At 35.4% G+C, this 25,416-nt stretch carries 26 protein-coding genes; 14 read left to right on the top strand and 12 right to left on the bottom strand.

Features of this window, described 5'->3' with window-relative positions:
- Positions 1–132: 132 nt before the first annotated feature.
- Both M2372_RS12655 and M2372_RS12650 read right to left on the bottom strand, forming a co-directional pair.
- Entirely contained in the window at positions 133–432 is a 300-nt protein-coding gene (locus M2372_RS12655; RefSeq protein WP_115968096.1) for a hypothetical protein, read from the bottom strand.
- Positions 433–454: 22 nt separating this feature from the next.
- On the bottom strand, positions 455–1,123 hold the full coding sequence (locus M2372_RS12650; RefSeq protein ID WP_115968095.1) for a carbonic anhydrase: 669 nt from the start codon (positions 1,121–1,123) through the stop codon (positions 455–457).
- A 389-nt stretch (positions 1,124–1,512) separates the two neighbouring features.
- Between M2372_RS12650 and M2372_RS12645 the strand changes: the two genes are divergently transcribed.
- The gene (locus tag M2372_RS12645; protein ID WP_123320469.1) at positions 1,513–2,628 is read left to right on the top strand and encodes a helix-turn-helix domain-containing protein; all 1,116 of its coding nucleotides are present in this window, start codon (positions 1,513–1,515) and stop codon (positions 2,626–2,628) included.
- Between the two features lie 114 nt (positions 2,629–2,742).
- A complete protein-coding gene (locus M2372_RS12640; protein WP_123320470.1) occupies positions 2,743–3,351 on the top strand; it encodes a DUF2306 domain-containing protein in 609 nt (202 codons plus the stop codon).
- On the opposite strand, the gene M2372_RS12635 is transcribed toward M2372_RS12640, so the two are convergent.
- From M2372_RS12635 to M2372_RS12625, 3 genes are all read right to left on the bottom strand, one after another.
- Positions 3,348–3,905 (bottom strand): serine O-acetyltransferase, encoded by a 558-nt coding sequence (locus M2372_RS12635; RefSeq protein ID WP_115968090.1) that lies wholly within the window; start codon positions 3,903–3,905, stop codon positions 3,348–3,350. The genes M2372_RS12640 and M2372_RS12635 overlap by 4 nt on opposite strands.
- 11 nt (positions 3,906–3,916) lie before the next feature.
- A complete protein-coding gene (locus M2372_RS12630; RefSeq protein WP_123320471.1) occupies positions 3,917–5,062 on the bottom strand; it encodes a glycosyltransferase in 1,146 nt (381 codons plus the stop codon).
- Positions 5,063–5,318: 256 nt separating this feature from the next.
- Positions 5,319–5,795: a DapH/DapD/GlmU-related protein gene (locus M2372_RS12625; protein WP_228438430.1), complete on the bottom strand. Its 477-nt coding sequence runs from the start codon at positions 5,793–5,795 to the stop codon at positions 5,319–5,321.
- Between the two features lie 137 nt (positions 5,796–5,932).
- On the opposite strand from M2372_RS12625, the gene M2372_RS12620 reads away from it, so the two are divergent.
- The 3 genes from M2372_RS12620 to M2372_RS12610 are packed head-to-tail and all read left to right on the top strand — an operon-like array spanning position 5,933 to position 7,926.
- Positions 5,933–6,907, top strand: a complete 975-nt coding sequence (locus M2372_RS12620; protein WP_123320473.1) for a 3-oxoacyl-ACP synthase III family protein — start codon at positions 5,933–5,935, stop codon at positions 6,905–6,907.
- A 27-nt stretch (positions 6,908–6,934) separates the two neighbouring features.
- Entirely contained in the window at positions 6,935–7,168 is a 234-nt protein-coding gene (locus M2372_RS12615) for a phosphopantetheine-binding protein (protein ID WP_115968084.1), read from the top strand.
- Positions 7,168–7,926 (top strand): SDR family NAD(P)-dependent oxidoreductase, encoded by a 759-nt coding sequence (locus tag M2372_RS12610; protein ID WP_123320474.1) that lies wholly within the window; start codon positions 7,168–7,170, stop codon positions 7,924–7,926. The genes M2372_RS12615 and M2372_RS12610 overlap by 1 nt, the downstream gene beginning before the upstream one ends.
- On the opposite strand, the gene M2372_RS12605 is transcribed toward M2372_RS12610, so the two are convergent.
- Positions 7,927–9,087: a glycosyltransferase gene (locus M2372_RS12605; protein ID WP_123320627.1), complete on the bottom strand. Its 1,161-nt coding sequence runs from the start codon at positions 9,085–9,087 to the stop codon at positions 7,927–7,929.
- Positions 9,087–9,926 (bottom strand): glycosyltransferase, encoded by an 840-nt coding sequence (locus tag M2372_RS12600; protein WP_123320475.1) that lies wholly within the window; start codon positions 9,924–9,926, stop codon positions 9,087–9,089. Before M2372_RS12600 ends, M2372_RS12605 begins: the two co-directional genes overlap by 1 nt.
- A gap of 223 nt (positions 9,927–10,149) precedes the next feature.
- Here M2372_RS12600 and M2372_RS12595 point away from each other — a divergent pair, with 223 nt between their 5' ends.
- The 9 genes from M2372_RS12595 (at position 10,150) to M2372_RS12555 (ending at position 19,375) form a co-directional block, all read left to right on the top strand.
- Complete coding sequence (locus M2372_RS12595) at positions 10,150–10,965, top strand: class I SAM-dependent methyltransferase (protein WP_115968080.1); 816 nt, start codon at positions 10,150–10,152, stop codon at positions 10,963–10,965.
- A 125-nt stretch (positions 10,966–11,090) separates the two neighbouring features.
- Positions 11,091–12,110, top strand: a complete 1,020-nt coding sequence (locus M2372_RS12590) for an acyltransferase (RefSeq protein WP_123320476.1) — start codon at positions 11,091–11,093, stop codon at positions 12,108–12,110.
- Between the two features lie 33 nt (positions 12,111–12,143).
- On the top strand, positions 12,144–12,266 hold the full coding sequence (locus M2372_RS12585; protein ID WP_259080860.1) for a hypothetical protein: 123 nt from the start codon (positions 12,144–12,146) through the stop codon (positions 12,264–12,266).
- A gap of 15 nt (positions 12,267–12,281) precedes the next feature.
- The gene (locus tag M2372_RS12580) at positions 12,282–14,009 is read left to right on the top strand and encodes an HAD family hydrolase (protein ID WP_123320477.1); all 1,728 of its coding nucleotides are present in this window, start codon (positions 12,282–12,284) and stop codon (positions 14,007–14,009) included.
- An 18-nt stretch (positions 14,010–14,027) separates the two neighbouring features.
- On the top strand, positions 14,028–14,264 hold the full coding sequence (locus M2372_RS12575; RefSeq protein ID WP_115968075.1) for an acyl carrier protein: 237 nt from the start codon (positions 14,028–14,030) through the stop codon (positions 14,262–14,264).
- A gap of 10 nt (positions 14,265–14,274) precedes the next feature.
- A complete protein-coding gene (locus M2372_RS12570; RefSeq protein ID WP_123320478.1) occupies positions 14,275–15,711 on the top strand; it encodes an MBOAT family protein in 1,437 nt (478 codons plus the stop codon).
- A 52-nt stretch (positions 15,712–15,763) separates the two neighbouring features.
- Complete coding sequence (locus M2372_RS12565; protein ID WP_123320479.1) at positions 15,764–16,702, top strand: hypothetical protein; 939 nt, start codon at positions 15,764–15,766, stop codon at positions 16,700–16,702.
- A 320-nt stretch (positions 16,703–17,022) separates the two neighbouring features.
- On the top strand, positions 17,023–18,456 hold the full coding sequence (locus M2372_RS12560) for an MBOAT family protein (protein ID WP_123320480.1): 1,434 nt from the start codon (positions 17,023–17,025) through the stop codon (positions 18,454–18,456).
- Position 18,457: 1 nt separating this feature from the next.
- Entirely contained in the window at positions 18,458–19,375 is a 918-nt protein-coding gene (locus tag M2372_RS12555; protein ID WP_228438426.1) for a hypothetical protein, read from the top strand.
- Between the two features lie 9 nt (positions 19,376–19,384).
- Here the strand turns inward: M2372_RS12555 and M2372_RS12550 are convergent, their stop codons facing one another.
- From M2372_RS12550 to asnB, 5 genes are all read right to left on the bottom strand, one after another.
- Positions 19,385–20,326 carry a glycosyltransferase family 2 protein gene (locus M2372_RS12550; RefSeq protein ID WP_115968065.1) on the bottom strand — a complete coding sequence of 314 codons (942 nt, stop codon included), beginning with the start codon at positions 20,324–20,326 and terminating at the stop codon, positions 19,385–19,387.
- Positions 20,327–20,539: 213 nt separating this feature from the next.
- Positions 20,540–21,484: a glycosyltransferase family 2 protein gene (locus M2372_RS12545; RefSeq protein WP_115968063.1), complete on the bottom strand. Its 945-nt coding sequence runs from the start codon at positions 21,482–21,484 to the stop codon at positions 20,540–20,542.
- Between the two features lie 246 nt (positions 21,485–21,730).
- Positions 21,731–22,666 carry a glycosyltransferase family 2 protein gene (locus tag M2372_RS12540; RefSeq protein WP_123320481.1) on the bottom strand — a complete coding sequence of 312 codons (936 nt, stop codon included), beginning with the start codon at positions 22,664–22,666 and terminating at the stop codon, positions 21,731–21,733.
- 2 nt (positions 22,667–22,668) lie between these two features.
- The gene (locus tag M2372_RS12535) at positions 22,669–23,607 is read right to left on the bottom strand and encodes a glycosyltransferase family 2 protein (protein WP_123320482.1); all 939 of its coding nucleotides are present in this window, start codon (positions 23,605–23,607) and stop codon (positions 22,669–22,671) included.
- Positions 23,607–25,403 carry an asparagine synthase (glutamine-hydrolyzing) gene (gene asnB, locus M2372_RS12530; RefSeq protein ID WP_123320483.1) on the bottom strand — a complete coding sequence of 599 codons (1,797 nt, stop codon included), beginning with the start codon at positions 25,401–25,403 and terminating at the stop codon, positions 23,607–23,609. The genes M2372_RS12535 and asnB overlap by 1 nt, the downstream gene beginning before the upstream one ends.
- Between the last annotated feature and the right edge of the window lie 13 nt (positions 25,404–25,416).

The following is a 25,416-nucleotide window of genomic DNA, read 5'->3' as shown; positions in this document are numbered from 1 at the left end:
TATTATAACTGATTGATTTATTCCTAAATAATCAATTATAAAAGATTGGAAATTTAATTTTCAAAGCATACACAGCTTATTCAGTACCTGGAAGGCATGAATAACTATAAAATCTAACTACTACTTTAAAAATTAAGCTTCCGGAGGCGGAGAAAATATGGTAAGTAAAGGGGATAGATGAAAGGAATCATCTATCAACACAAAAGACATAGCCTGAGGATCTGGCTCGGAAAATTTCAGATAATCGAAAACATCCAAAGGCTTGGGTATAGTCTTTTCGTAAACAATAAATGAGGACGGGTGAGAATGCGGTTCTTCTTCATTTACTATTATATTCGTTCTCAGAATATCCCAGCCCGCAACCGCAGCTATGCTTGGAAGCGCTGTAAAATTCAGAAAAAACGTTAATACAATAATACTCCAGAATTTCATTTCACATTTCTTTTTAGAAAACCTACTTGGTTTTTTTGCTCATTACCCAATCAGAACCTGTAAGGTTATAGATCTTCTGAATGTCTTTTAAGATTTTCTCAAAATCAATTTCAAGATCAATGATCTTTCCTGTTCTAAGGTCAAATACCCAGCCATGTACAATAGGTTGTTCTTCTAAAATATACCTTTCCTGTACACAGGCCATTTTGATGACGTTAATACATTGCTCCTGAACGTTAAGTTCAACAAGTCTGTCATAACGTTTATCTTCATCTTTGATAGAATCCAGTTCAGCCTGGTGCAATCTGTAAACGTCACGGATGTTTCTCAGCCATGGATTCAGTAATCCTAAATCCTGGGGAGTCATCGCAGCTTTTACACCACCACAGTTGTAATGCCCACATACCACAATGTGTTTTACTTTAAGATGTTCTACAGCATATTGAATAACGGCTGTGGAGCTCATGTCTAAAGTATTTACGATATTGGCGATATTTCTGTGAACAAAAACTTCTCCTGGTTTTGCACCCATTAATTCTTCCGCTGTTGCTCTGCTGTCTGAACATCCGATATACAGATAGTCAGGATGCTGAGTTTTTGCCAGTTCATGGAAGAAATTTGGATCTTTCTCAATTTTAGATTCTACCCATTTTTTGTTGTTTTCAAAAATAACCTCGTACGATTGTGACATAATTTTAAATTTAAAAAGGTTTATAATTATTTATTTCGTTTAAATTATTTTCGAATTCAATAGACTGAATCAATAATTATGCAAAAATATACTTTTTGCAGAAAAACCATCCACTTTTAACAAAGTTTAATATTAAAATATGCTTAAAGTCATGTCTAATACTCCGGTATACTTTGTCTTAGAGTGCATCATGATTTCTCAATAAATCAAACGTTTAAAAACTAAGATAAAATTACAAAGTATAAACCAAAAAATGAGACCTGAAGATTAAAATATTTTTAAATTTTTATACTGTATAGAAGAACAGATGATTAATCCGTTGAAGATAAATACTATTTGCTGTCAAAAAATGAATAAATTAAGGTCCTGATTTTAAATGGGTAGCCTTAATGGAAGATTTTGATCTGGGAATATTATATTGGGCAGGAATTTTTATTGCCTGTTTTTCATCTTTTCTCATATTAGGGAAGCGGGAAAAGAAAACAGATGATTTTCTTTTAGCAATATGGTTTTTGATTATAGGAGCCCATCTTGTTTTTTTTGTATTATTCCGTGCTGAGGGCTATTTGAAATTTCCTTATCTCATTGGATTTGAAATTCCGTTTCCTTTTATGCATGGTCCTATGTTGTATTTGTATATTTTGGGGATAACGGGCAGGAATTCTGGCAAAAAGATTTGGCTGCTGCATTGGTTGCCCATTTTGATGATCTATATTAGCTTACTTCAATTTCTGATGCTGTCTCCTCAGGCAAAGGTGGAGGTATATCAGAATAAGGGTAGGGGATATGAAGTATTAAGCAATATTATTAAGGTTTTAATGATTTTTTCCGGAGTTTTATATGTAGGACTAAGTCTCCTTGCTGTAAGGCAATACAAGAAAAAAATTGCCAATCAATTTTCCAATACAGAGAAAATTAACCTGAATTGGTCATATTATTTGATTACCGGAATTGCCCTGATATGGATTGCTGTTATTATAAGAAATAATATTCTTATTTTTTCTATGGTTGTTCTGTTTATTCTGGTAGCGGCTTATTTCGGGATCAGCCGTGTAGGTATTCTTAATTTACCTGTTTTAGATACTGTGGAGGATGAAAAGTATTCTGATAATGAAGTGGTAAAGTATCAGAAAAATTCTCCGGGAGATGAGGTTATAAAAGCTATTTATAGTAAGCTTATATATAAAATGGAGCATGAAAAACTGTACATGAATCCGGACCTGAACCTAAATCATGTTGCAAAACTGCTCGATGTTCATCCCAACATATTATCTCAGGTTATTAATTCAATGGAAAACAAAAATTTTTACGATTATATTAACCGGCAACGGATTGAAGAATTTAAAAGAATTGCTGTACTTCCTGAAAATCAGAAATACACTATTTTATCTCTGGCATTTGAAAGTGGTTTTAATTCAAAGACTTCATTTAACAGGAGTTTTAAAAAATATATGGACTGTTCACCAAGAGAATTTTTAAAGAACCTTAATTTTGATATAGAATAAGTTATTTTGTGTAAATATTTGGTAATTAGTGTCTGGGCATTTGTCCCACCTTTCATTTTGGCATAGTTGAACAGTTTTTTCTCCTCATTTTTACAGAAAAATTAATCAACTGCTATGAAGCAATTCTTATTCGTTATCATCTGTATTTTTGCTTTGATAATAGGTTTGTATCCATTGATTTATGTTTTTGTTGAACATAAAAATACTTTTCTGGGATCTAAACCTTCGGAAGTTCTTCAAAACCAAATCTGGAAATTTGCATTTTTTGCCCATATTATTTTTGGGGGGATTTCCCTTTTTATTGGCTGGCGTCAGTTTGGTATTAAGTTTCGAAATAAGCATCTGAGGCTTCACCGGATAATTGGAAAAACCTATGTTGTTTCTGTTTTCATAAGTTCTGTTTCCGCTATTTATATGGGGATATATGCTAATGGAGGAATTATATCATCTGCCGGATTTATGTCTTTGGGATTGGTATGGCTCATTTCTACATTAGTTGCCCTTATTCAGATCAGAAAGGGAAATGTTATGAAGCATCAGCAGTTTATGATTTACAGCTATGCCTGTACCTTTGCTGCAGTGACATTAAGACTTTGGTATCCTTTGTTGAAAAATCTCACACAGGATCCTGATAACTCGTATCTTGCAGTAGCATGGTTATGTTGGCTTCCCAATGTATTGGTAGCCTATTTTATTAATAAAAAGAATCTTAATACTGACTAAAGAACCTTATTGTTGATGTAGCCTTGTGTTGCATTTTCTGCAGGATAAATCTTACCGGGATTTCCCATGACCATTGAATCCCCGGGAACATCAAAATTAACATAAGCGTTGGGAGCAATCAGTACATTACTTCCAATGTTTATATTTCCTACAATAACGGCATTAGGACCTATCCACACTTCATCTCCGATAATGGGATAGCCTTCATTTTTTCCTCTGTTCTGCTGTCCGATGGTTACCCCTTGGGCAATATTACAGTTTTTACCGATTTTAGCTTTAGGATTGATGACCAGTGCTCCCCAATGTCCCAAATATAAACCTTCGCCAATCTGGGTTTCCGGGTAGATCTGAAATCCGTATTTGATCTGATAATGTCTTAAAACCAATTTCCAGAATAGGCCGGAAATAGATTTTTGGTGATATTTCTGTGCTTTTCTGAGAATATAGAGATAATGGAGATTGGGATTAATACACTTTTTCCAAATCCCAAAAGTGGAAAGCCATTGCCCGCTTTCCCTGTAAAAATCTTTCTGTATTGCTGTATACTCTGGCATAACAAAATATTTTATACGTTATCAATGATCTCCTGTAGATGAGCTACCGATTTTTCAAGAACGAACGGAAGATCAGTATTGGCAATCTCCTTCTCATATTGTCCGGCAAGTTCATGGGTAGTTAAGATTTTTTTCATTCCTTCATAAATTCCCTCTTCTGAATTGGAAGTAATGAGGCCAAGTTTTCCATCCTGAAGCAGGTCTTTTATCCCCGAAACATCGGTTGAAACTACCGGTTTATTCAGAATAAGAGCTTCTGCAATAATAGTAGGGAAACCCTCATGTCGGGAAGACATTACATAAAAATCGGATTGTTTAAGATAAGGATAAGGATTACTTCTGAAACCAAGCATTTTTACCGTTTCCTGAAGTCCAAGTTGGTTGAGTTTAGCCTGAATATTTTCAAAATCAAAACCGTCTCCTATAATGATGATCTGATGTTGAAAACCTTCATCCATTAATTTCTTATGAACATCAAGAAGCCTGTCATAGCCTTTTTGGGGATATACGGTTCCTATGGTTACAAAGGTTGGAAGATCTTTGGAGAATGGGAAATCATTGATGGGAACATCAGCCTTCTGTAGTGTATCCTGTCTGTCAATGGGATTGAAGATTTTAACAACAGCCTGTTTTTCCTTTTCATTATGTGCTGATTTCTGCATTTCTTCCTTCAGTTTATTGGAAATCACTAATATTCTGTCAAATCTGAAAAGCTGCCTGATGACATCCGGAGTATATTCTTTCAGATTAAATATATCATTCTGAATCCAGATGATCTTTTTGGAATCCTTTTGCGGGCTGGATAAAAGTTCTTGGTACATCCCATGGATGGCTGCAATTTCTACATCGTATTTTTTGTTTTTTAAGACGAACTTATACAGTAAGGAAGGAAACAGCAGGAACATTTTCTGATAAAGTACCCTGAATGCCTTTACCGGAATTTCATGAGGCCTGTTGGTAGTAATCATTTCTCCTTTCAGAAGATAGTGCAGTTTTACCCATGACGGAACTTCCTTAATGTACATTCCTGTATAGAGATTGATTAATAAGTCAACTTCATATTTGTCTTCGGGAAGGTTTTTAAGAAAATTCACTAAAACTTTTTCTGCACCACCATGGCGGAGGGATCCGATACGTATAAGAATCTTTTTTTTCATTCAGAGGTCTTTATATTCTGTGAAAAATATTTGCAGACTGTTATCCTTATTAAGGAAAAACCAGTTTTTAAATAAATATTTTTCTGTTATGCACACCGGTAATTTTTGAGGGTGGCTTACAAAAATATAAAAAAAACGATGTTTACGTTCAGAAAGAATATAAATTATTGTTAAATAAAGACCTTTTCGGAAGAAATAAAACAAGGGAATGAATGGATAGGTGAATATATACGTTTTCTTATTTCAGAAGATCTGATTATCTGATTCTTCTTGCCTTTTTATATTTATGAGGAAGATTAGCTTTAATATATTCGTCAAGCTTTTTACGGTCTTTTTCCAGTTCTCTCGGATAGTCTGGATTATTTTTTAAAACGATATCTCCATAATCCTCAATGGTACAAAGGAACTGGGCCGGATTACCAATGAATACAGTATTATCCGGCATAGATTGGGACAGAACAGAATTGGCTCCCAAAATACAGTTGTTTCCGATTTGTACATCCTGAGTAATGACACCGTTGATCCCGATTGTACAGTTATTTCCGATTTTGATTCTGCCCATGATTCTGGCATCCTCATATCCGGGAAGTTTTCTCAAAAGAGTAGTTGTCCCACCGTGGTTCACGAATCTTACCCCGGCAGCAATATTGACGTTATCACCAATTTCAATAAGATAAGGCTCCGTACCAAAATAAATTTTGTCCGGCATATTGAAATTTTTTCCTACTTTCATACCACGATATTTTGCCACCTCCAAACTTGCTTTGTTTAAGAAAGTATGGTAGACAGAATGTATTTTCAGTACTATTCGGTATATGAAGATCATTATTGTAAATTTGTTTTTTACTTTTGCAAAGAAAAAGAATTTATATGATAAAAGTTTCCAAAATAGAATATTATTTGCCGGAGCTGGTTCTTACCAACGAGGATTTGGAAAAAGAGTTCCCTGAATGGAGTTCCGAAAGGATCCATGAAAAAGTAGGCATCGCACAGCGTCACATCTCATCAGAAAACGAAACGGTACTGGACCTTGCCGTGAAATCATCCGAAAGGCTTTTTGAAAACTATGACAGGAATAAGATAGACTTTATTCTTTTCTGTACCCAAAGTCCGGATTACTTCCTTCCTACTACAGCCTGTATTTTGCAGGATAAGCTTGGCCTGAGAAAAAATATCGGAGCTATGGATTTTAATCTTGGATGTTCCGGATTTGTATATGGACTGGCGTTTGCCAAAGGCTTAATTGCAGCTGGAATTGCCCAGCACATTTTATTGGTTACCTCAGAAACCTATACCAAGCATATTAATCCAAAAGATAAAGGAAACCGAAGTATATTCGGGGATGCCTCGGCCTCGGCAATTGTTGAAAAGTCTGAAAGCGGCAGTGATTATAAATTCTGCCTGGGTACAGATGGCAGTGGAGCAGAAAATCTTATTGTTAAAAAAGGAGCATTCAGAACAGATTTTGAACTGAACCCTGAAAATGAGTTTTCACCGGAAAATCTTTATATGAACGGACCAGAGATTTTTAATTTCACGATTGAAAATATTCCCGGGCTGGTAAAGGAAACGATGGAAGTGAATGGGTTGACGATGGATGATATTGATCATTTTGTATTTCATCAGGCCAATTCATTCATGCTGAACTACTTGAGGAAAAAGACCAAAATTCCTACAGAAAAGTTCTATATTGATATGGAAAAAACAGGAAATACCGTTTCTGCCACTATTCCGATTGCTCTGAAAAATATGATGAACAAGGGAATACTGAAGGAAGGAGATAAGGTTTTACTGGCCGGTTTTGGAGTGGGATATTCATGGGGCGCAACGATATTGGAAATTTAATTATTAACATCATAAAATAAAAAATATATGAAGACATCCGTTTTTTTAGAAAAATTACAAGAAGAATTGGAAGAAGATGAAACGCTTACATTAGAAACGAATCTGAAAGCATTAGAAAGCTATGACTCTATCAGCTTACTTTCCGTTATAGCTTTTGTAGACGAAAATTTCAATAAAAAAATTGATACAAAACAATTTAAGGATATTGAAACTGTTTCAGATCTGAGAGATCTTATTGGTAAAGAAAACTTTGAAGATTAATGAATCAGTTTTCATTAGAAAATAAAATAATTCTTATTACAGGGGCTTCTTCCGGGATCGGGAGAAGCTGTTCTGTAGAATGCAGTAAAAGTGGTGCCAGTCTTATCCTTATCGCAAGGAATGATGAAGAACTGCAGAAAACGGTATCCATGCTGGCTCAGGACACTAAAGTAGAAACTATTATTGCTGATATCGCACAATGTGAAAATCTTGAAGAATTAATTGCTGAAAAGGTTTCAATTTTGGGTAAGATTGCTGGATTTATCCACTGTGCAGGAGTGGAAAAAACATTGCCACTTAAAAAACATACGCCTCAGTTGTATCAGGATATCTTTGCGGTGAATGTAATTGCAGGTTTTGAAATCGCGAAAGTTTTATCCCTTAAAAAATATAAAACCGAAACTTCCAGTTTTGTATTTATATCCTCTGTAGCAGGAATGGTGGGTGAAATCGGAAAGGCTGCCTACTCATCGAGTAAAGGAGCTGTAATTTCAGGCGCACGCTCTATGGCCATGGAGCTTTCAAGAAGTAATATTAGGGTCAACAGTATCAGTCCGGCAATGGTGAATACTCCAATTCTGGAGAAAATGTTTGAAAACATTGGTGAAGATGCTGCTGAGGAAATCCTTAAAAAGCATCCGCTTGGAATTGGAAAACCTGAAGATGTGGCAAATGCCTGTATTTTCTTGCTTTCTGATGCTGCAAGATGGATAACAGGCTCAAATCTGGTTGTAGACGGAGGATACTCCGCCCAATAATTATTTTTGATAAAGATTTTCAATGATCTCTTCCACGGCATTGAAAATCTTCTGATTATCAAATTGGTCTTCTATAGTTTCGAGATTTTTTCTGATATGGGAAACAAGTTCCGGATCTGTCAGAAATGTTTTCATTGCTTCATACATCTCATTTGTGTCATAATTGATGAGATATCCGGTTTCCTTGTCTCTTACCATTACTCCTACATCGCCGGTATCTGTTGCAATAATGGGAGTCTGAAGAATTAATGCTTCTGCAACAACCAGCGGCCAGGCCTCTGATTCTGAGGAAAGGATGAAGTAATCTGCATTTTTGATGTAAGGATAAGGATTCATTCTATTTCCACATAAAATAAAGGTATCCTGCACATTATTGGCTTGAATCTGTTCTGTCAGATTTTTCATTTCTTCACCATTACCCACAACCATGACGCTGTGTTTAAACCCTTCATCCATAAGTTTTTTGTGAGCGTCAATAAGCTTATGATACCCTTTTCTTGTATGAAGACGGCCTACAGAAACAAAAACCGGCCCTTTAGGAAAATCGGTTATTTTTTCTTCTGCTTTCCTTTTAATTTCTTCAATAGGAATAGCATTAATGACTACACTTTCAGATGGATATTGCAGATCGGGGTAAGATTGATGCATGATGTCTTTGATCTTTTGAGAACAGTAGATCATATGGTCAAACTGAGGGAAGTTTTTAAGAATATCTGAAACTAATGGCTTCATTCCCGGAATATTGATTTCAGAGTGGAACCAGCCTATTTTTTTTGAAACTCTATTACTGGAATGAATTACGGATGAGAAAGCAGCATAAGTTGGAGCAATCTCAATATCAAATTTTTTATTTCCCAGGATACGGTCGGATATCTTGTGATCTTTCAATGCTCTTGACAATTTCAGTCTTCGGCGGATGAGCTGAAGTTTATGAATAAGGGGATTTTGTGAAAAATCTTCCTTTCCTTCTGTCAGGTATACTTTTTTTACATGTTTTGGAAATTCATCTTTCAGTTCTCCCTGGTTCAGATTCAGGCAGACCGTAATGTCAAATTTGTCAGGATTAAGGTTATTGAGCATGCTCAAAATAACTTTTTCCACCCCTCCCATTTCCATAGAGCGGTGCCTGAAAAGAACCTGTATTTTCTTGTTTTCTGACATTATCTGAAAAGTTTTTGTAATGTGATTGCTATATTTTTCTTTATCCTGTACCAAATTCCGTGCTGATATTCTAAAAGAGCAAAGATCTCCTGATGGTTGGTATACTTTTCCGGAATCTTTTTTCCGTTGATGCTTGTAAGGTTCCTTCTTTTCATCGTTGCCAGTACAACCTGTGCAAAATAATCGTAAGATTTACCTTTGTTGTTATTCTGAGAAATACCTCCAGAGTGGGCTCTGTAAAGATAATTGGTGTCATCTATAAAATAAACGTCCCCTTTTTCATACATTTTTAAGTAAAGGTCCTGATCTTCTGCTATCCTTAATTCCGGATTCATTTTTTCTGTCTTTTCATAGACCTCCTTTCTGAAGGTTACAAAATGATTGATCTGATTGGGATAATTGAAGAAATACGGATCTCCGTTTCTTACCTGCATGGCAGATTTAAAAGGTGCAATAGGCTTCAGATCTTTATCGCATCCCATAAAGCGGGAGTAGGTAAGTACTACTTTCTTTTTATTTTTAAAAACCTGAACTGCCTTTTCGATAGCTGTAGGAAGTAGGGCATCATCAGGATCTACAAAACCACAAATCTCTCCGGTAGCCAGCTCTATAAGTCTGCTTTTTGTAACACCTACGCCACTGTTTTTTTCATTTTCAAAAAACTTAAATCTTTCATCTCCTGCAATGATAGCTTTTACCTGCTTTTTTTCATTTTCTGAAGAGGCATCATCTACAATAACTGCTTCCCAGTCAGCATAGGTCTGTTTCTGCAGAGAATCATAACAATCCCTGAACAATACTGCATTGTTGTAGTGAGCGATGAGTACGGAAAACTTCATATTGAGTTATAAAGAGTGTTGAGCGTTAATTTCAGTCTGAGTGTAAAGATTACAGAACTTGTTATTTTTATAAGGTATTGCCGGCAGATATTCCAGAAAATATTCTGATAAAAAAGGGTTCATTGAACAATGAGATCCTGATGATAAACTGGCATCTTTCATAATAGGGATAGGGTAATGCTTTTTCACTTGAGTTACACAAATATAATCTGTTTTTATATAAATGAAAAAAAAATCTTTATTTTTGCTTTATTATAAAGATAACACAGTGAGTGAAATAACGAGAGTTCTCAAAACATTTATCGGATATCTGAAAAGACCCGACCTTTATCCGGAATTAGGCCGGAAAATTATTAAAAATACAGTCAACAGAGGCAATGCTTTTAAAGGGAAGGAAAAAACGAATTCCTGGGCAGCCGAAAGGGCAGTATCTCAGAAAGAAGCCGTTTCAAAGCTTTTTGGGCTTGGAACAGATGCTTTTCGTAGTGATTATCAGGAAATTTTAGCAAAGGCTAGCCAAAGAGAAAAGGATTGTCCCGTAAAAATGGGTGGCCCCGGAGCTTTGGAGCTGATCTACTATGCGTGTGAGTTTACAAATGCTCAGCATGTGGTGGAAACAGGTGTAGCGTACGGATGGTCTTCACTGGCATCACTTTTATCTCTGGTAAAAAGAAATGGAACGCTATACAGTTCAGATATGCCTTATCTTGCACAGGATGGAGATCAATATGTAGGGTATGTAGTTCCTGAAACGCTTAAAGGCAACTGGAAGTTATTTCGTTTTGCCGATAAGGAATCACTGCCGAAGATCTTTGCAGAAAATACGGTCTTCGATGTTCTTCACTATGATTCTGATAAGAGCTATAATGGAAGAATGTGGGCATATGATGAGCTCTACAGTCATTTAAAGAAAGGTGGTGTATTCATCAGTGATGATATTGGTGATAATTCTGCCTATCAGGATTTTTGTGAAAAAAATAATATAGGGACCACAGTAGTAGAATACGAAGGGAAATATATAGGTGTTTTTATTAAATAGTTTCATAGCAGGGATAATTTCTTTTGTTATTCTATTCGGATAAAAATATAATGAGCCTATAGTTAAAGATTTCTGGATGACAAAATCTTCATATACAATTTATAGTACGGCTGTTTAAGAGTTTTATGAGAATAAGCCAGATAACGTTTACCAGATTTCTTGCAGCAATGGCGATTGTCATTTCCCATTTCAATAAAGATCTGTTTTTATATAAAATTGATTATATATCCAATATATTCCTGAAAGCAAATGTAGGAGTCAGCTACTTCTTCATTCTTTCAGGTTTTATTATGATTGTGGCTTACCATAGAAAAGATAAGATCGAATATTCTGATTACTATAAAAACAGGTTTGCAAGAATTTATCCTCTGTATGTACTGGGGCTTTTGCTGTATTTGGTGACCAGATATTCCAGTTCCACTCTCTATGAATGGATTTTATATCTGTCCGGGTTTCAGAGCTGGGTTTTGAAAGGCATGATTGTGAATTTTCCCGGTTGGTCTATTTCTGTAGAACTTCTGTTTTATCTTTTGTTTCCCTTTCTGTATAATTATTTTTATTCTAAAGGAAATAAAAGGATCTGGGTGATAACAGTTATTATCTGGATCGTTACACAGGTATTCTGCAGTCTCTATGCTGATTCATCTTATTATAAAGGACCTCATACAAGAAGCCATGAGCTGTTGTATTATTTTCCGCTGATGCATATCAATGAATTTTTAGTGGGAAATCTTGCGGGACTTTTTTTTGTGAAAAATTCAGGGCAGAAGAATTATGATATTCCTGTAATTATTATTTTCGGACTTGTATTGTTATCATTGATTTTCCTTCCTGTATTTTATCATAATGGGTTGATGGCTGTCTTTTTTATTCCGCTTATTATTTTAATATCAAAGAATAATGGGGTCTTAACGAAGCTGTTTTCTTTGAAACCTCTGGAATATCTTGGTGAGGCAAGTTATGCGGTGTATATTACGCATATTCCTGTTCTTTATATTCTGAGAGAATTGGTACGTAAATATAATTTTTCTATTGATACTGTATTTGGGATTTATATAATCGTTGTTATCCTGACTTCTATTTTGTTTTATCAGTGTATTGAAAAACCACTGAGAGATTATCTGAAAAAGTTGAAAATCAGATAAAAATCTTTATTTTTGTAACAAAGCAACACAATTATGGAAATGAGAATGGTTCCCAACATTTATATTTCAGATGAAGATCTGATACAGAAATTCATTGGTCAGGAATATAATAAAAAAACGCTTTCAGTGCCGGGAGAGCATACATTGATGTTTTAATAAAAAAGAATATTTATGTATAAAACATTTTCGGAGCTTAAAAAAGAACTTCGTAAAGATTCCAAAGGATTAAAAAAAATAAATATTGCTCTGCTGGGCGATACCGCAACTCAATTCCTGAATGTTGCCTTAAAAGGAACCGCAATAAATGAAGGTTTTGAATTTGAAATCTTTGAGGCTGATTTCGGGCAGATTTCCCGTCAGATTCTGGATCCAACATCTGAATACTATGAATTCAATGCTCATTATACGATCATTTTTGAATCGTCTCATAAGTTATTGGCTCAGTATTACAAATCATATGATCCTCAGGTTTGCTTTGCAGAAAATAAGCTTGTTTATGTGACAGAGTTATATAAAACGATACAGGAACGAAGCAAAAGCAGAGTAATCTACTGTAATTTTCCATCGATCAATAATCAGGTTTTTGGGAATTTTTCCAATAAGGTAGAGTCCTCATTCGTTTTCCAGCAGAATAAACTTAATTATCTTCTTTCAGCAGAAATTGCATTTAAAAATGATAATTTTTTTATTGCAGATCTGGTTTCCATTCAGAGTAAATGGGGAAGAGATTTTATGTTTTCTCCTAATATCTATGTGAATACGGAAATGGTGCTGTCTCTGGATATATTACCCATTGTAGCCCATCATATTACCGGAATCATTTCTTCATTGGAAGGTAAATTTAAAAAGTGTTTGATTCTTGATCTGGATAATACGACCTGGGGCGGGATTATTGGTGATGATGGCCTTGAAAAAATACAGATTGGAAGTTTTGGGATCGGAAAAGCATTTACAGAATTCCAATATTGGGTGAAGGCCCTTCAGCAAAGAGGAGTGATCCTTGCTGTCTGCAGTAAAAATGATGAAGATAAAGCCAAAGAGCCTTTCGAGAAACATCCTGACATGGTTCTTAAGCTTGATAATATTGCTGTTTTTGTTGCCAATTGGGAGAATAAGGCAGATAATATCAGGAAAATTCAGGGAATTCTGAATATAGGATTTGATTCTATGGTATTTCTGGATGATAACCCGTTTGAAAGGAATATTGTAAGAGAAAACCTGCCTGAGGTTTGTGTTCCGGAACTTCCGGAAGATCCCGCAGAATATCTGGAATACCTTTACGGCTTAAATCTTTTCGAAACAGCAAGCTTTTCAGAAAACGATGCTGAAAGAACGAAACAGTATCAGGTAGAAGCTCAGAGGATTGTTGATGTAGAGCGATTCACGAACGTTGAAGATTTTCTTAAGAGTCTTCATATGGTTTCTGATGTTCAGGCATTCAATAGTTTTTCAAAACCGAGAGTTTCCCAATTAACACAACGTTCCAATCAGTTTAACCTGAGGACAATAAGGTATACGGAACAGGACGTTCAAGAATTGATGAATTCAGATGCTCATTATACCATTTCTTTTACTCTCGAAGATAAGTATGGTGATAATGGACTGATCTGTGTAATTGTTCTTGAAAAGAAAGATCAGGAAACACTCTTTATAGATACATGGCTGATGAGTTGCCGTGTTCTGAAAAGGGGAATGGAAGACTTTACTTTAAATACGATTTTAGATGTCGCCCGGAAAAACGGATACAGATATGTAGAAGGAGAGTTTATTCCAACGGCGAAGAACCAAATGGTGATGAATCATTATGAAGGATTGGGCTTCACAGAAAAGGATGGACGATGGGTACTGGATGTAGAGGACTACAAAAACAAACAAGTATATATTAATCATAAACTATAAAACACATTGCAAGACACTATGAACAAAGATGAAATTTTAGCTAAGCTGACTGATATTTTCCGTGATGAACTGGATAATAATGAAATTGTACTGACTCCGGAAACTACTGCCGAAGACATTGAAGAATGGGATTCACTTTCTCATATTCAGTTAATTGTAGCGGTAGAAAAAGCCTTTGGAATCCGCTTTACTTCATCAGAAATCAGAAGCTGGAATGATGTAGGGGAAATGATAGACTCTATAACTTCTAAATAACAGATGTTGTATGCTTCTTAATTCATACAGCTTTATAATTTTCTTTATTGCGCTCTATTTTATTTATTATCTCGGTGGAAAAACCTCGAAGGTCCAAAATATAATTCTGCTTATAGGAAGCTATGTCTTTTACAGCAGTTGGAGTTGGGAGTTTTTATCATTATTGGTTGCTACTACAGGGGTTACCTATTTTGTAGGGAATAAAATAAAATCTGCTCAGAAAGAAAAGTCTAAGGTATGGTGGTTGAGGTCAGGGGTTTTTATTGTCCTGATTCAGCTTTTGTATTTTAAATATTTTAATTTCTTTATTGAGAACTTTAATGATTTTCTGCACCTTTTTGGAGCTAAGGATCAACTGGGATTATTAAAGATTATTTTTCCGATAGGGATCAGTTTCTATTCGTTCAGGATGATAAGTTATTTGTTGGATATCAGGAATAATAAGCTGAAGGAAATTCCACCTCTACTGGATTATGCCGTTTTTATCGCCTTTTTTCCATGTATTATTGCCGGACCAATTGACAGAGCCACACCATTTTTGAAAAATCTGAAAATAAAAAGAGAATTTTCTTCCCCTCAATTTACGGATGGACTGAAACAAGTTTTATGGGGGCTTTTCAAAAAGTTGGTAGTAGCAGATAATATTGCCGGAATTACTTCTCAGCTATTTGATTCTTATCATACCTTAAACGGAAGCGCTTTATTTGCCGGGGCAGTATTGTATTTTATCCAGTTGTATTCAGATTTCTCAGGATATACGGACATGGCTATAGGTATTTCCAAGCTGTTAGGGATTAAAATTCAACCCAATTTTAATTATCCACTGTTTGCACAGAATGTTGCCGACTACTGGAGAAGATGGCATATTTCTTTGACCTCCTGGCTTACTGAATATGTTTTTACTCCTTTATCCATCCATTTCAGAGATTATGATAAATATGGATTGATTATGGCCATCATTATTAATTTTCTTGTGGTGGGATTCTGGCATGGAGCAGAATGGCATTATATTATTCATGGACTGGTAAGCGGAATCATGTTTATTCCATTGATTCTGAGTGGGAAAATGAATAAAAAGATTAAAACCTCGAACAACTTCATACCTACAAAAGATGAAATAAAGAATATTCCTGTAACGTTTGTTCTTTTCACTTTACTGATGATTCTTTTCTTTTCAAAAGATATGGAAATGGCGGCGAAATATTATCAGGGAATTTTCTCATTGTCATTTTTCCAGTTACCCAATTTCCCAATCCAGAAAGAAGTGATATTGGTAATGGTATTTATGCTGTTGTTGGAATGGGGAAACCGGGATAAAGAATATGCCATTAAGGAGATTTTGGTGAAAAAGAATGTCGTTTTACGATGGGGCTTTTATTATGTACTGGTGTTTTTGGTTTTTCTGTTTTATATAGCTCCTAAAGGATTTATGTACGCCATGTTTTAATATTAACAGAAATTATAGAAAAAACCCAGTAAGCTCAAGCATAATTTAAATTATGAAGAAATCACTTTTAAAATTGATCCTATTTTCTATCCTGCCTTTATTGGTATTAGGATATGCAATCTATTTTTTATCAAAACATTCGGATGATTTTTATAGAAGATTTACCTCTCCCCAGCAGAATTCTTTTGTATTGGGAAGCTCAAGGGCTGCATTGATGGATCCTGTTATTATGGATCGCATTTTGCACTCAAAATATCCTAATACGGCTATATATAATTATTCGTTTACCTGGGCACACTCTCCTTACGGTCCCAAATATCTGGAGTCTATTGAGAAAAAAATAAAACCGGAAACTAAGGATGGTGTTTTTATTGTAACTGTTGAGCCTACAGCCTTAATGGTGGATAAAAAGAAACCGGACAGTCCGGAATTTTATATTGAGAATGATAAAAGTGTTGCAAAAACTTCAAGGGTAGCCATCAATCCCAATATTGAATATCTGTTTGAAAGTTATGACGCCTCCATTACCAATGAGCTTAATAAGAAAATCATACCTCCTAAAAACATCGTTGGAGTTTCTACGATCTTAGACAACGGAAGATATGATCTGAAAATTATAAAAAAAGTTGCGCCGGAAAAACAACAGAAGTCCAACGAAAAGAATATGAGAAAACTTCAGGAAAGGATTGACGGATTGAAAGTATCTGAAAATAGAATTCTTTATCTTGAAAAAACGATTGATTTTCTTAAGCAGCACGGAAAAGTGATGATCATAAGAATGCCTGTCAATAAAGTACCTTATTCCATAGAAGAAAAGGCATTTCCGGAATTTGATAGCCGTATGCAGGCTGTTGCTTCAAAAACAAACGTTTCCTATATCAATTATAATGGATTGGATAGCACGTATAAATGGCTGGATGAGGTTCATTTGGATGAGAAATCCGTTGAAGATTTTTCAGGAGTTGTAGCAAGAGATGTTTTGTCTCATTAAATAATACCGGAGTTATTTTAAACGGTTGAATGCGGATTATTTTTTAGAAAATAAGAATAATATATAAGGCTTTAGTAATAAGAATTGTAAATTTAATTCCGGAATTCACTGATAACGTGCCAGAAGAGTAATTAAAATCAGAAAACAAATCGTGTAACCTAAAACACTTACAATGATTGAAATAATAAATGTTCCTCCATTAATAAAGAATATTCTATCAGAGAAAAACTTGAACTTTGTATTTTTTTGTAAAAAGAATAATATAAAAACAGAAACAATAGGTTTCAGAGAAGTATTATAACCCATACCTTCTAATTACTATGTTATTCAATTCAATAGGATTTCTTATTTTTTTACCAATAGTGTTTTGCCTCTATTGGTTTGTTTTCAACAGAAAATTTCAGGAGCAAAACAGACTGTTGCTATTGGCCAGTTTTTATTTCTATGCCTGCTGGGATTGGCGATTCCTTTTTTTACTGATGTTTTCCATTGGACTGGATTATGTATCAGGAATTAAAATTGAGAACAGCAAGACCAATCGGGAAGCTAAATTCTGGCTTACTTTAAGTATTGCCATCAATCTTGGTTTTCTGGGATTCTTCAAATATTATAATTTCTTTGTTGAGAGCTTTGCAGACCTTCTTGGCGGTTTTGGCTTCAAGGCCAATATGTGGCTGCTCAATGTCATACTTCCGGTAGGAATTTCGTTTTATACATTTCATGGACTTTCCTATGTGATTGATGTCTATAAAAAGAGAATAAAGGCTGAGAGAAGTTTTACAGACTATGCGGTTTTTGTAAGTTATTTCCCGCTTCTTGTGGCGGGACCAATAGAAAGGGCTACTCATCTTTTGCCTCAGATACAGCGGAAGAGAGTGTTCAACTATGAGCAGGCGGTAGATGGGATGCGGCAGATTTTGTGGGGATTTTTCAAAAAAATGGTGATTGCTGATAATTGTGCACCATTGGTGAATGAAATATTTAACAATTATCAGACGGAAAGCCCTGCTAATCTTGTGATAGGAACGGTGTTGTTTGCTTTTCAGATCTATGGAGATTTTTCAGGATATTCTGATATTGCCCTGGGAGTTTCCAGACTATTTGGTATTGAATTACTGAAAAACTTTGCATTTCCTTATTTCTCCAGAGACATTGCAGAATTTTGGCGAAGATGGCATATTTCACTTTCTTCATGGTTCAGAGATTACTTGTATATTCCGTTGGGAGGAAGTAAAGGAGGGCTTTCTATGAAGATCAGAAATACATTTATTATTTTCCTGGTTTCAGGATTCTGGCATGGTGCCAATTGGACGTTTATGATCTGGGGTGGTCTCAACGCTCTGTATTTTATGCCTTTGCTGATGATGAATAGAAATCGTCAGAATATGGAAGTTGCGGCTCAGGGAAAATTCTTACCCTCTTTTAAAGAATGTTTTCAGATCCTGTTTACTTTTTTGATCACCTGTATCGCCTGGATTTTTTTCAGGGCAGAATCTGTAACACAGGCGATTCACTATATTGGCAGAATTTTTAGCCGCGAATTGCTTTCTATTCCGCATCCGTTGCCGGTAAAAGTATTGGCGTTGATTGGATTGATGCTGATTATAGAATGGATCAACAGAGAAAGGTTTCACGGATTAGAAATTAAAAGATTCAGCCCCTGGATACGACATATTTTCTATCTGGTTGTTATTTATATTATTCTCCGTTATGCCAATTTCGGGAATAATGAATTTATTTATTTTCAGTTTTAGCATGAAGAAATTTTTAATTAAAATACTACCTTATTTTGCTGCAGTACTTATTGTATTGGCAATTCTTGGATCTTATGCTGATGGCAATACAGATGATAACTATATGCATTTTGCTGTGAAAAAGCCGCAAAATGTTATATTGGGTGACTCAAGAGGTTCACAGGGAGTTGTTCCCGGAGTTTTGAAAAAGAAGCTTTCCAGAGATTTTGATAATTTTTCTTTGAATATTGTAGAATCGCCTTATGGACAGGTTTACTTTAAAGCTTTAAAAAGGAAATTAGATCCTGAAACCAAAAACGGGACTTTTATTTTTACAGTAAGCCCTTGGAATCTGTCATTAAATAAAAGTATTAAAGAAGAGAAAGATTTCCCTGAAGAGCATTCTCCATTGAATGATATGCATTTTTATGATCAGTCTCCCAACTATGAGTATCTGCTGAAACATTATACAAGAAGCTGGTTTAAGATTTATACTGAAAGAGCCGAACTGGGGCGATCCAACACTTTTCTTCACAACGATGGCTGGCTGGAGGTTAATATCAATATGCATCCGGACTCTGTGGCAGTGAGAACAAATAAAAAGGAACTGTTTTATAAAGATCTTGCTAATACAGTAGAACTTTCACCGGAGCGTCTTAGAGCGATCAATGAAATGATTAATTATCTAAGAACAAAAGGTAAGGTTTATCTGGTTCGCCTCCCTACATCAGAAGGCCTTATGGCTATTGAAAATAGAAAATATCCTTATTTTAACAAATTATTGAGGGATATAGCAAGGAAACAGAATGTGCAGTTTTTTGACTTCTCAAAAAATTATTCAGAATACGATTACACAGATGGAAACCATTTGTATAAAAAATCAAGTCTGAGGATTACTGACCGTATTGCAGATTCTATTCTTGCAGTCAGAAGAAAATAGTGTACTGACTTAAAATAAATTATTCCTGAAATTGATGTTATAAATACCGGAACGGATGCTTCTATAGTCTGTTACAAGAAACTTCATGATCATTCCCCACTTTTTTGAAGTGGAAGCATTGGCAATCTGAAAGCTTCTGTACATTCTTTTGATGTGAAGTTTTATATTTTCAGGAAGGGTAGTTTCGTTTTCAGCCCAGGTATCCACTTCTTTCCATAAAAGGACACGGGTAGTTGCCGGATTTATTTTTTTAGAATCTACCTGGGTAATTCTGTTGTCTTCATGTACACCACGTATAGCTATTGCTTGGTCTAAAATTCCGGGATAAAGATTAAGATAATAGGATAGTCTGAACAAAAACTCTGTATCCTGATGCAGTCTTAAGCTGGATTTAAACAATGGATCCATTTTTTTCATTAATGAATCTTTACGGATCGTTAAAGCATCAATACTGAATAAACCAAAGCTTCCCAACATATAGATTTGTCCGGGGAAAACATCTTTAGGTTCATGTCTTTTATAAACGGTAGTGAGTCTGTCTCCAAATAATGAATAATATTGTTCTTTTGCCTTTTCAGTATAATAATGCACACCAAGAGCACCATAAACTCCTTCTATTTCTGGTTTTTTGAAAAGTTCTCTTTCAGCATCAAATCTATTGGGGAGAAAATAATCATCCGCATCCAGAAAAGCTATAAAATCTCCGGTAGATTTTTCTATTCCCAGATTCCGTGTTGGGCCTGCACCATGATTCCCTTTATCCGGATGTTGATAAAGTTTTACCCGATCGTATTTTTTGGTAAGCTGTTCACATACTTCTAGCGCATGATCCGGGGATTTGTCTTCTATCAGAATGACTTCACAAACTTCGTCAAACTGCAGAGCAGATTCCACTGCCTGAGAAACATACTTTTCGGCATTGTAAACGGGAATAATTACTGAAATTTTCATTTTTTGTCAACTTAATTTTTTATATCATTTGTGTGGATAAAAGCTTTGCAAGATAATCAATTATAAAGACTTATGCCTGAATTTTTTTTTATATAAAAAAATATACTTTTTTAATCTGATTCAGTAAATGTGCCCGATAAAAAGATCCTGATGACCTTGTATAACTTTCTTTTGTGTTTAATTTAAGCTGTAAAAGTATGGTGGGTTTAGTTTTTAAGAGATCAATGAATGCCGGAAATTTATGTTGTACAGACCGGACCTTATGCTTTTATAATCTGTAAAGAAGTATTTGATGATCATTCCCCATTTTTTTATTAGGGGAGCTTTTGCGATTTCAAAACTTCGGTGCATCCTTTTGATATGTATCCTTACATCTTCAGAAATCTCGTTTTCAGTCTGAGACCAAAGATCAACTTCTTTCCAAAGCATTGCCCTGGAAACAGACGGATCTATGACACGCAGATCAACTTTCGTGATTCTGTTGTTTTCATGTACTCCTCTTACAGCGATCGCTTCATCCAGAATTCCGGGATAAAGATCCAGATAATAAGAAAGACGAAACAAAAATTCAGTGTCTTCATGAAGTCTTAAATGAGGTTTGAAAAGTGGGGTTACTTTATTCATTAAAGATTCCCTGCGTATCGTTAAAGTATCAATACTGAAGAGTCCAAAGGTTCCAAGCATATGAAGCTGTCCCGGGAAAACGTCTTTAGGGTCATATTTTTTATAGACTGTGGTGAGCCTGTCTCCAAATAACTGATAATATTGCTCTTTTGCTTTTTCGGAATAGTAGTGTACTCCAAGAGCTCCATAGACACCTTCTACTTTTGGATCTTTGAATAGCTCCTTTTCAGCGTCGAATCTATTGGGTAGGAAATAGTCGTCTGCATCAAGAAAAGCAACAAAGTCACCGGTTGATTTTTCTATTCCAAGGTTTCTGCTTGGGCCGGCACCGTGGTTTTCCTTATCCGGATGCTGGTAAAGTTTTATTCTTTCATGTTTTTCGGCAAGTTGCCGGCATATTTGTAATGCGTTGTCCGGCGACTTATCTTCGATCAGAATGATCTCGTGCACTTCATCAAACTGAAGAACCGAGTCTACTGCCTGAGTAACAAACTTTTCTGCATTATAAACGGGAATAACTACTGAGATTCTCATTTTTTCTCCTTTTTACAATAAATTTAGAATTTACAATTGCGTTTTATTAGTACCTTTTGAATTCGAAATTTAAGGTTTTAATTTTATTTTAAGGTATTAAGATTTCGTTTTTTTTGCAAAATGGCACACAAACACAGTAGATGTCATCAGGGCAGCGATTTTGTAAGAAAATTCATCCTTGTAAAGTGAAAAAAATAACATGAAATACCCATTTGTGGGATTTATTATTACATTAAGAAAAGTTTATTATGCGTGAGAATAGGTGAATCTATATTTAGTTTTTAATATATAGGGGTTTTTAAAAACAGCAGCCAGCAATCCTATTGTTTTTGAAACTCCCTTTTTTTTTGAAAGTTCAAATGCCTTTTTCTGAAGATAAATGTGCTGTGCTGCATCTTTCTCGAGAGATAAAGTAGTAGACCATTCGTAGAGAGAATTCCAGAAAAGAAATTGTCGTTGGTTATATTGTGGAGAATACTTTATTATTTTGGTAATTCTGTTATCATCATGCATTCCTCTCATAGCCACAGGAAGGTCTATAATACCGGATTTCAGGTAACATTGGTGAGCAAGTTTGATGATGAAATCTGAATCCTGATGTAGACGGAGTGCTTCATTAAATCTTAATTTTTTGGTTTCAAGTGAATGTTTTCTGACGGTAAGGGCATCTAAAGTGAAAAACGAACCAAATACTCTGGGAGTAAGTCCCAGGAGGCCTCTGAAAACTTCATTTCCTTCTGCGGCATAGTTGACCGTCAGCAGTTCATCGTCATTGATATTAGTCATGAATTCTTCCTTACCTTTTTCAGTCAGGTATTCCGTACCAATGGCATTAAAAACGCCATCTGTTTTTGGATCTTTAAAAAGTTCCTTTTCAGCTGTAAATCTGTTAGGCAAAAAATAATCATCTGCGTCAAGAAAAGCAATAAACTCCCCGGTTGCTTTTTCTATACCCAGATTTCTGCTGGCTCCTGCACCATGATTGCCCAAGTCAGGATGTTGGAAAAGCTTTACCCGCTCATCTTTTTGAACTAACTCATGACAGACCTGAAGCGCGTTATCCGGAGATTGATCTTCCACCAAAATGACTTCATAGACATCACTAAGCTGTAAAGCTGATTCTACGGCTTTTGATACATATTTCTCTGCATTGTATACAGGTATGATTACTGAAATCTTCATGTTCATCTATTGTAGTAAGTGAAACGGTATTTAGTTTTTAATATTTCAGGGTTTTTAAGGACTTCTCCTAAAATAGTACAGTATTTGAAAAAACCTTTCTTTAAAGACAAATCAAATGATTTATACATTAGATAGATTCTTTTTCTGGGTTCTGCGGGAATCTGATTGGAAATAGCCCATTGATTAAGAGATTGCCATAAAAGAAACTGTCTCTGATTATATTGTGGTGAATATTTTACAATTTTAGTGATCCTGTTATTATCATGAACACCTCTCATAGCCACAGCTTCTGTGATGTTCCCTGTTTTTAAGTGACAATGATAAGCCAGTTTAATGATAAAGTCTGAATCCTGATGCACACGAAGCTCTTTATTGAATCGTATCTGATGAGGTTCCAGAGAAGCTTTTCTAATAGTAAGTGAATTGAGATGAAAAGATGTACCGAAGGTTTTAGTTGAAAGACTGAGTAATCCTTTAAATACTTCTTCACCCTCAGCAGGGTAATTAACTGTGCTCAGAGAGATTTCTTTAAATTTAGACTGAAACTCTTCTTTCCCTTTTTCTGTTAAATATTCTGTTCCAATAGCGTTAAACACCCCGTCTATTTTTGAGTCTTTGAAAAGTTCCTTTTCAGTATCGAACCTGTTAGGCAGATAGTGATCATCGGCATCCAGAAATGCAATAAAGCTTCCGGCTGCTTTTTCTATTCCAAGGTTTCTTGCTGCTCCGGCTCCATGATTGCCTTTATCCGGATGTTGAAATAATTTTACTTTTGGAATTTCAGTACTCAGTTGCTCACAAATTTCCAATGAGTTGTCTGTAGACAGATCCTCAATTAAAATAATTTCTTTTACTTCTTCAAACTGAACGGCAGACTGTACAGCTTTTTCAAGGAATTCAGCAGCATTGTAAACGGGAATGATAACAGATATGTCCAGCATTACAAATAGGATTTATTATTATCCGCCCATAAAGCAAGCTGTAAAAGATTCCAATGTCTTTCATCCTTATCAAGGAAATTCTGAGCTGCTTTAAAGTCAATAAAATTAAATACCTTATGATTAGGATCTTTTAGCAGATCATTTGAAAAATTCATCAGATTCTCTTCCGCAAACCAGCTTTTTACTCCAAGGCCAAACCCTTGTTTATGACGTTTCCTGATAGTTTCTGTCCAATAAGAGCCCATGGCTTCACGAAGGATAATTTTATCATTACTGTCATTGAGTTTCAACTGATCCGGTAATTGAATACAGAATTCTGCAAAGTCCAGATCCAGGAATGGGGTTCTTACTTCCAAAGAATTAGCCATGGCCATTCTGTCGGATTTTACCATCATATTGGCCGGGACATAATTTTCAAGATCTACTCTCATAATATCATTCAGAGAATCTGCATCAGGAGTAAAACTATAAGTCTGCAGATAATCGGAAGAAACCCCGAGAAGATCACGTTCTTTCTTATTGAAGGCATTTCTTACATCATTCAGGTGGAAATCCATAATAGATGAAAACTCTATATTTTTCCTCGTAAGGAATGAAGTTGGTTTTATTTGCTGATATAGTTTTAACCCAAACTGAGCAATGATGTTCTTATAGCTGAAATGTTTCTTTAATTTATTTTCAACGGTATAGAAGTGGTATCCCCCAAACAATTCATCTCCTACATCTCCGGATAATACAACCGTAAGATTCTTTTTTGCCGCTCTGCATATCTCATAATGAGGGATAAAAGAGGCATCTGCAAAAGGTTCATCAAAAAACGGGGATATTTTTAAAAGTGAGGTAACGAGATCAGATTTCTTCTCGTGAACCTCAATGTGATTGGTTTTATATTTGTCGGCAATTTCCTTTGCATATTTAAGCTCGTTGTCTTTATGATCATATCCGAAGCTGATAGTAGTCTGATGAGGCAAAAACTCATCTACCAGAGCAACAACAGAGGAAGAGTCTAAACCTCCACTCAGGAAACTTCCTACTTCTACATCTGCTATAAGCTGCTTTTTAACTGCATTTTTCAACAGATGAAGAAATTCTTCTTTAGCATCAGAAAGGCTTATAACCCTGTCTTTTGCCGGTAAACTGTAATAGCGTGAAATTGTAAATTTTCCGTCTTTCCAGATTAGTTGATGGGCGGGTGGAAGTGTATAAATATTACTGTAAATACTCTGATGAGAACTTACATATCCATATTGAAGATAATGGGAGAGTGCCTGAGAACTTACTTGTGGATGAATAAGCCCTGAAGCTAAAATAGCTTTAATTTCTGAAGCAAAAATAAATTCATTGTTTTTACCGATAGCATAATAAAAAGGTTTCTCTCCAAAGCGGTCTCTTGCACAGAATAGCTGTTGTTTTTGCTCATCCCAAATGGCAAATGCAAACATTCCGGGAAGATCATGAATAAGGTTTTCCTGTTTTCTCTGATACATGGCAAGAATGACTTCTGTATCAGAACCTCCGTGATAGGGATATTCTGCATAGTGTTTTTTGATATCCTGATAACCGTAGATTTCACCATTGAGAACAATACATTCATTTTTGGTATTGGAGAACATGGGCTGCTTCCCATTGTCAGAAAGATCTATGATAGAAAGCCGGCGGTGGCCTAATGCGGCATTTTCATAAAATTCATAGTGAGAAGAATCCGGACCACGGTGGACCAATGAATCTGTCATTTTTCGGATTTCCTCCTGGTAATTTCTGGCATTACTGCTTATAATTCCCGCTATTCCACACATAATATTTTATTTT

Source organism: Chryseobacterium sp. BIGb0232, assembly GCF_024810195.1.
Lineage (GTDB): Bacteria > Bacteroidota > Bacteroidia > Flavobacteriales > Weeksellaceae > Chryseobacterium > Chryseobacterium pennae.
Note: the sequence above shows the minus strand (reverse complement) of the source record. Positions and strands in the feature narration are given on the sequence as shown.

Coding starts and splice junctions, on each gene's coding strand:
- M2372_RS12540 (WP_123320481.1), bottom strand. CDS start 22,666: ATGAAGATTTCAGTAATCATACCTGTATACAATGCAGAGAAATATGTA.
- M2372_RS12625 (WP_228438430.1), bottom strand. CDS start 5,795: ATGAAAGTAGGAAAAAATTTCAATATGCCGGACAAAATTTATTTTGGT.
- M2372_RS12605 (WP_123320627.1), bottom strand. CDS start 9,087: ATGTCAGAAAACAAGAAAATACAGGTTCTTTTCAGGCACCGCTCTATG.
- M2372_RS12650 (WP_115968095.1), bottom strand. CDS start 1,123: ATGTCACAATCGTACGAGGTTATTTTTGAAAACAACAAAAAATGGGTA.
- M2372_RS12655 (WP_115968096.1), bottom strand. CDS start 432: ATGAAATTCTGGAGTATTATTGTATTAACGTTTTTTCTGAATTTTACA.
- M2372_RS12600 (WP_123320475.1), bottom strand. CDS start 9,926: ATGAAGTTTTCCGTACTCATCGCTCACTACAACAATGCAGTATTGTTC.
- M2372_RS12570 (WP_123320478.1), top strand. CDS start 14,275: ATGCTTCTTAATTCATACAGCTTTATAATTTTCTTTATTGCGCTCTAT.
- M2372_RS12620 (WP_123320473.1), top strand. CDS start 5,933: ATGATAAAAGTTTCCAAAATAGAATATTATTTGCCGGAGCTGGTTCTT.
- M2372_RS12565 (WP_123320479.1), top strand. CDS start 15,764: ATGAAGAAATCACTTTTAAAATTGATCCTATTTTCTATCCTGCCTTTA.
- M2372_RS12555 (WP_228438426.1), top strand. CDS start 18,458: ATGAAGAAATTTTTAATTAAAATACTACCTTATTTTGCTGCAGTACTT.
- M2372_RS12560 (WP_123320480.1), top strand. CDS start 17,023: ATGTTATTCAATTCAATAGGATTTCTTATTTTTTTACCAATAGTGTTT.
- M2372_RS12575 (WP_115968075.1), top strand. CDS start 14,028: ATGAACAAAGATGAAATTTTAGCTAAGCTGACTGATATTTTCCGTGAT.
- M2372_RS12635 (WP_115968090.1), bottom strand. CDS start 3,905: ATGCCAGAGTATACAGCAATACAGAAAGATTTTTACAGGGAAAGCGGG.
- M2372_RS12615 (WP_115968084.1), top strand. CDS start 6,935: ATGAAGACATCCGTTTTTTTAGAAAAATTACAAGAAGAATTGGAAGAA.
- M2372_RS12590 (WP_123320476.1), top strand. CDS start 11,091: ATGAGAATAAGCCAGATAACGTTTACCAGATTTCTTGCAGCAATGGCG.
- M2372_RS12585 (WP_259080860.1), top strand. CDS start 12,144: ATGGAAATGAGAATGGTTCCCAACATTTATATTTCAGATGAAGATCTG.
- M2372_RS12550 (WP_115968065.1), bottom strand. CDS start 20,326: ATGAAAATTTCAGTAATTATTCCCGTTTACAATGCCGAAAAGTATGTT.
- M2372_RS12630 (WP_123320471.1), bottom strand. CDS start 5,062: ATGAAAAAAAAGATTCTTATACGTATCGGATCCCTCCGCCATGGTGGT.
- M2372_RS12645 (WP_123320469.1), top strand. CDS start 1,513: ATGGAAGATTTTGATCTGGGAATATTATATTGGGCAGGAATTTTTATT.
- M2372_RS12545 (WP_115968063.1), bottom strand. CDS start 21,484: ATGAGAATCTCAGTAGTTATTCCCGTTTATAATGCAGAAAAGTTTGTT.
- M2372_RS12535 (WP_123320482.1), bottom strand. CDS start 23,607: ATGCTGGACATATCTGTTATCATTCCCGTTTACAATGCTGCTGAATTC.
- M2372_RS12640 (WP_123320470.1), top strand. CDS start 2,743: ATGAAGCAATTCTTATTCGTTATCATCTGTATTTTTGCTTTGATAATA.
- M2372_RS12595 (WP_115968080.1), top strand. CDS start 10,150: ATGAAAAAAAAATCTTTATTTTTGCTTTATTATAAAGATAACACAGTG.
- M2372_RS12610 (WP_123320474.1), top strand. CDS start 7,168: ATGAATCAGTTTTCATTAGAAAATAAAATAATTCTTATTACAGGGGCT.
- asnB (WP_123320483.1), bottom strand. CDS start 25,403: ATGTGTGGAATAGCGGGAATTATAAGCAGTAATGCCAGAAATTACCAG.
- M2372_RS12580 (WP_123320477.1), top strand. CDS start 12,282: ATGTATAAAACATTTTCGGAGCTTAAAAAAGAACTTCGTAAAGATTCC.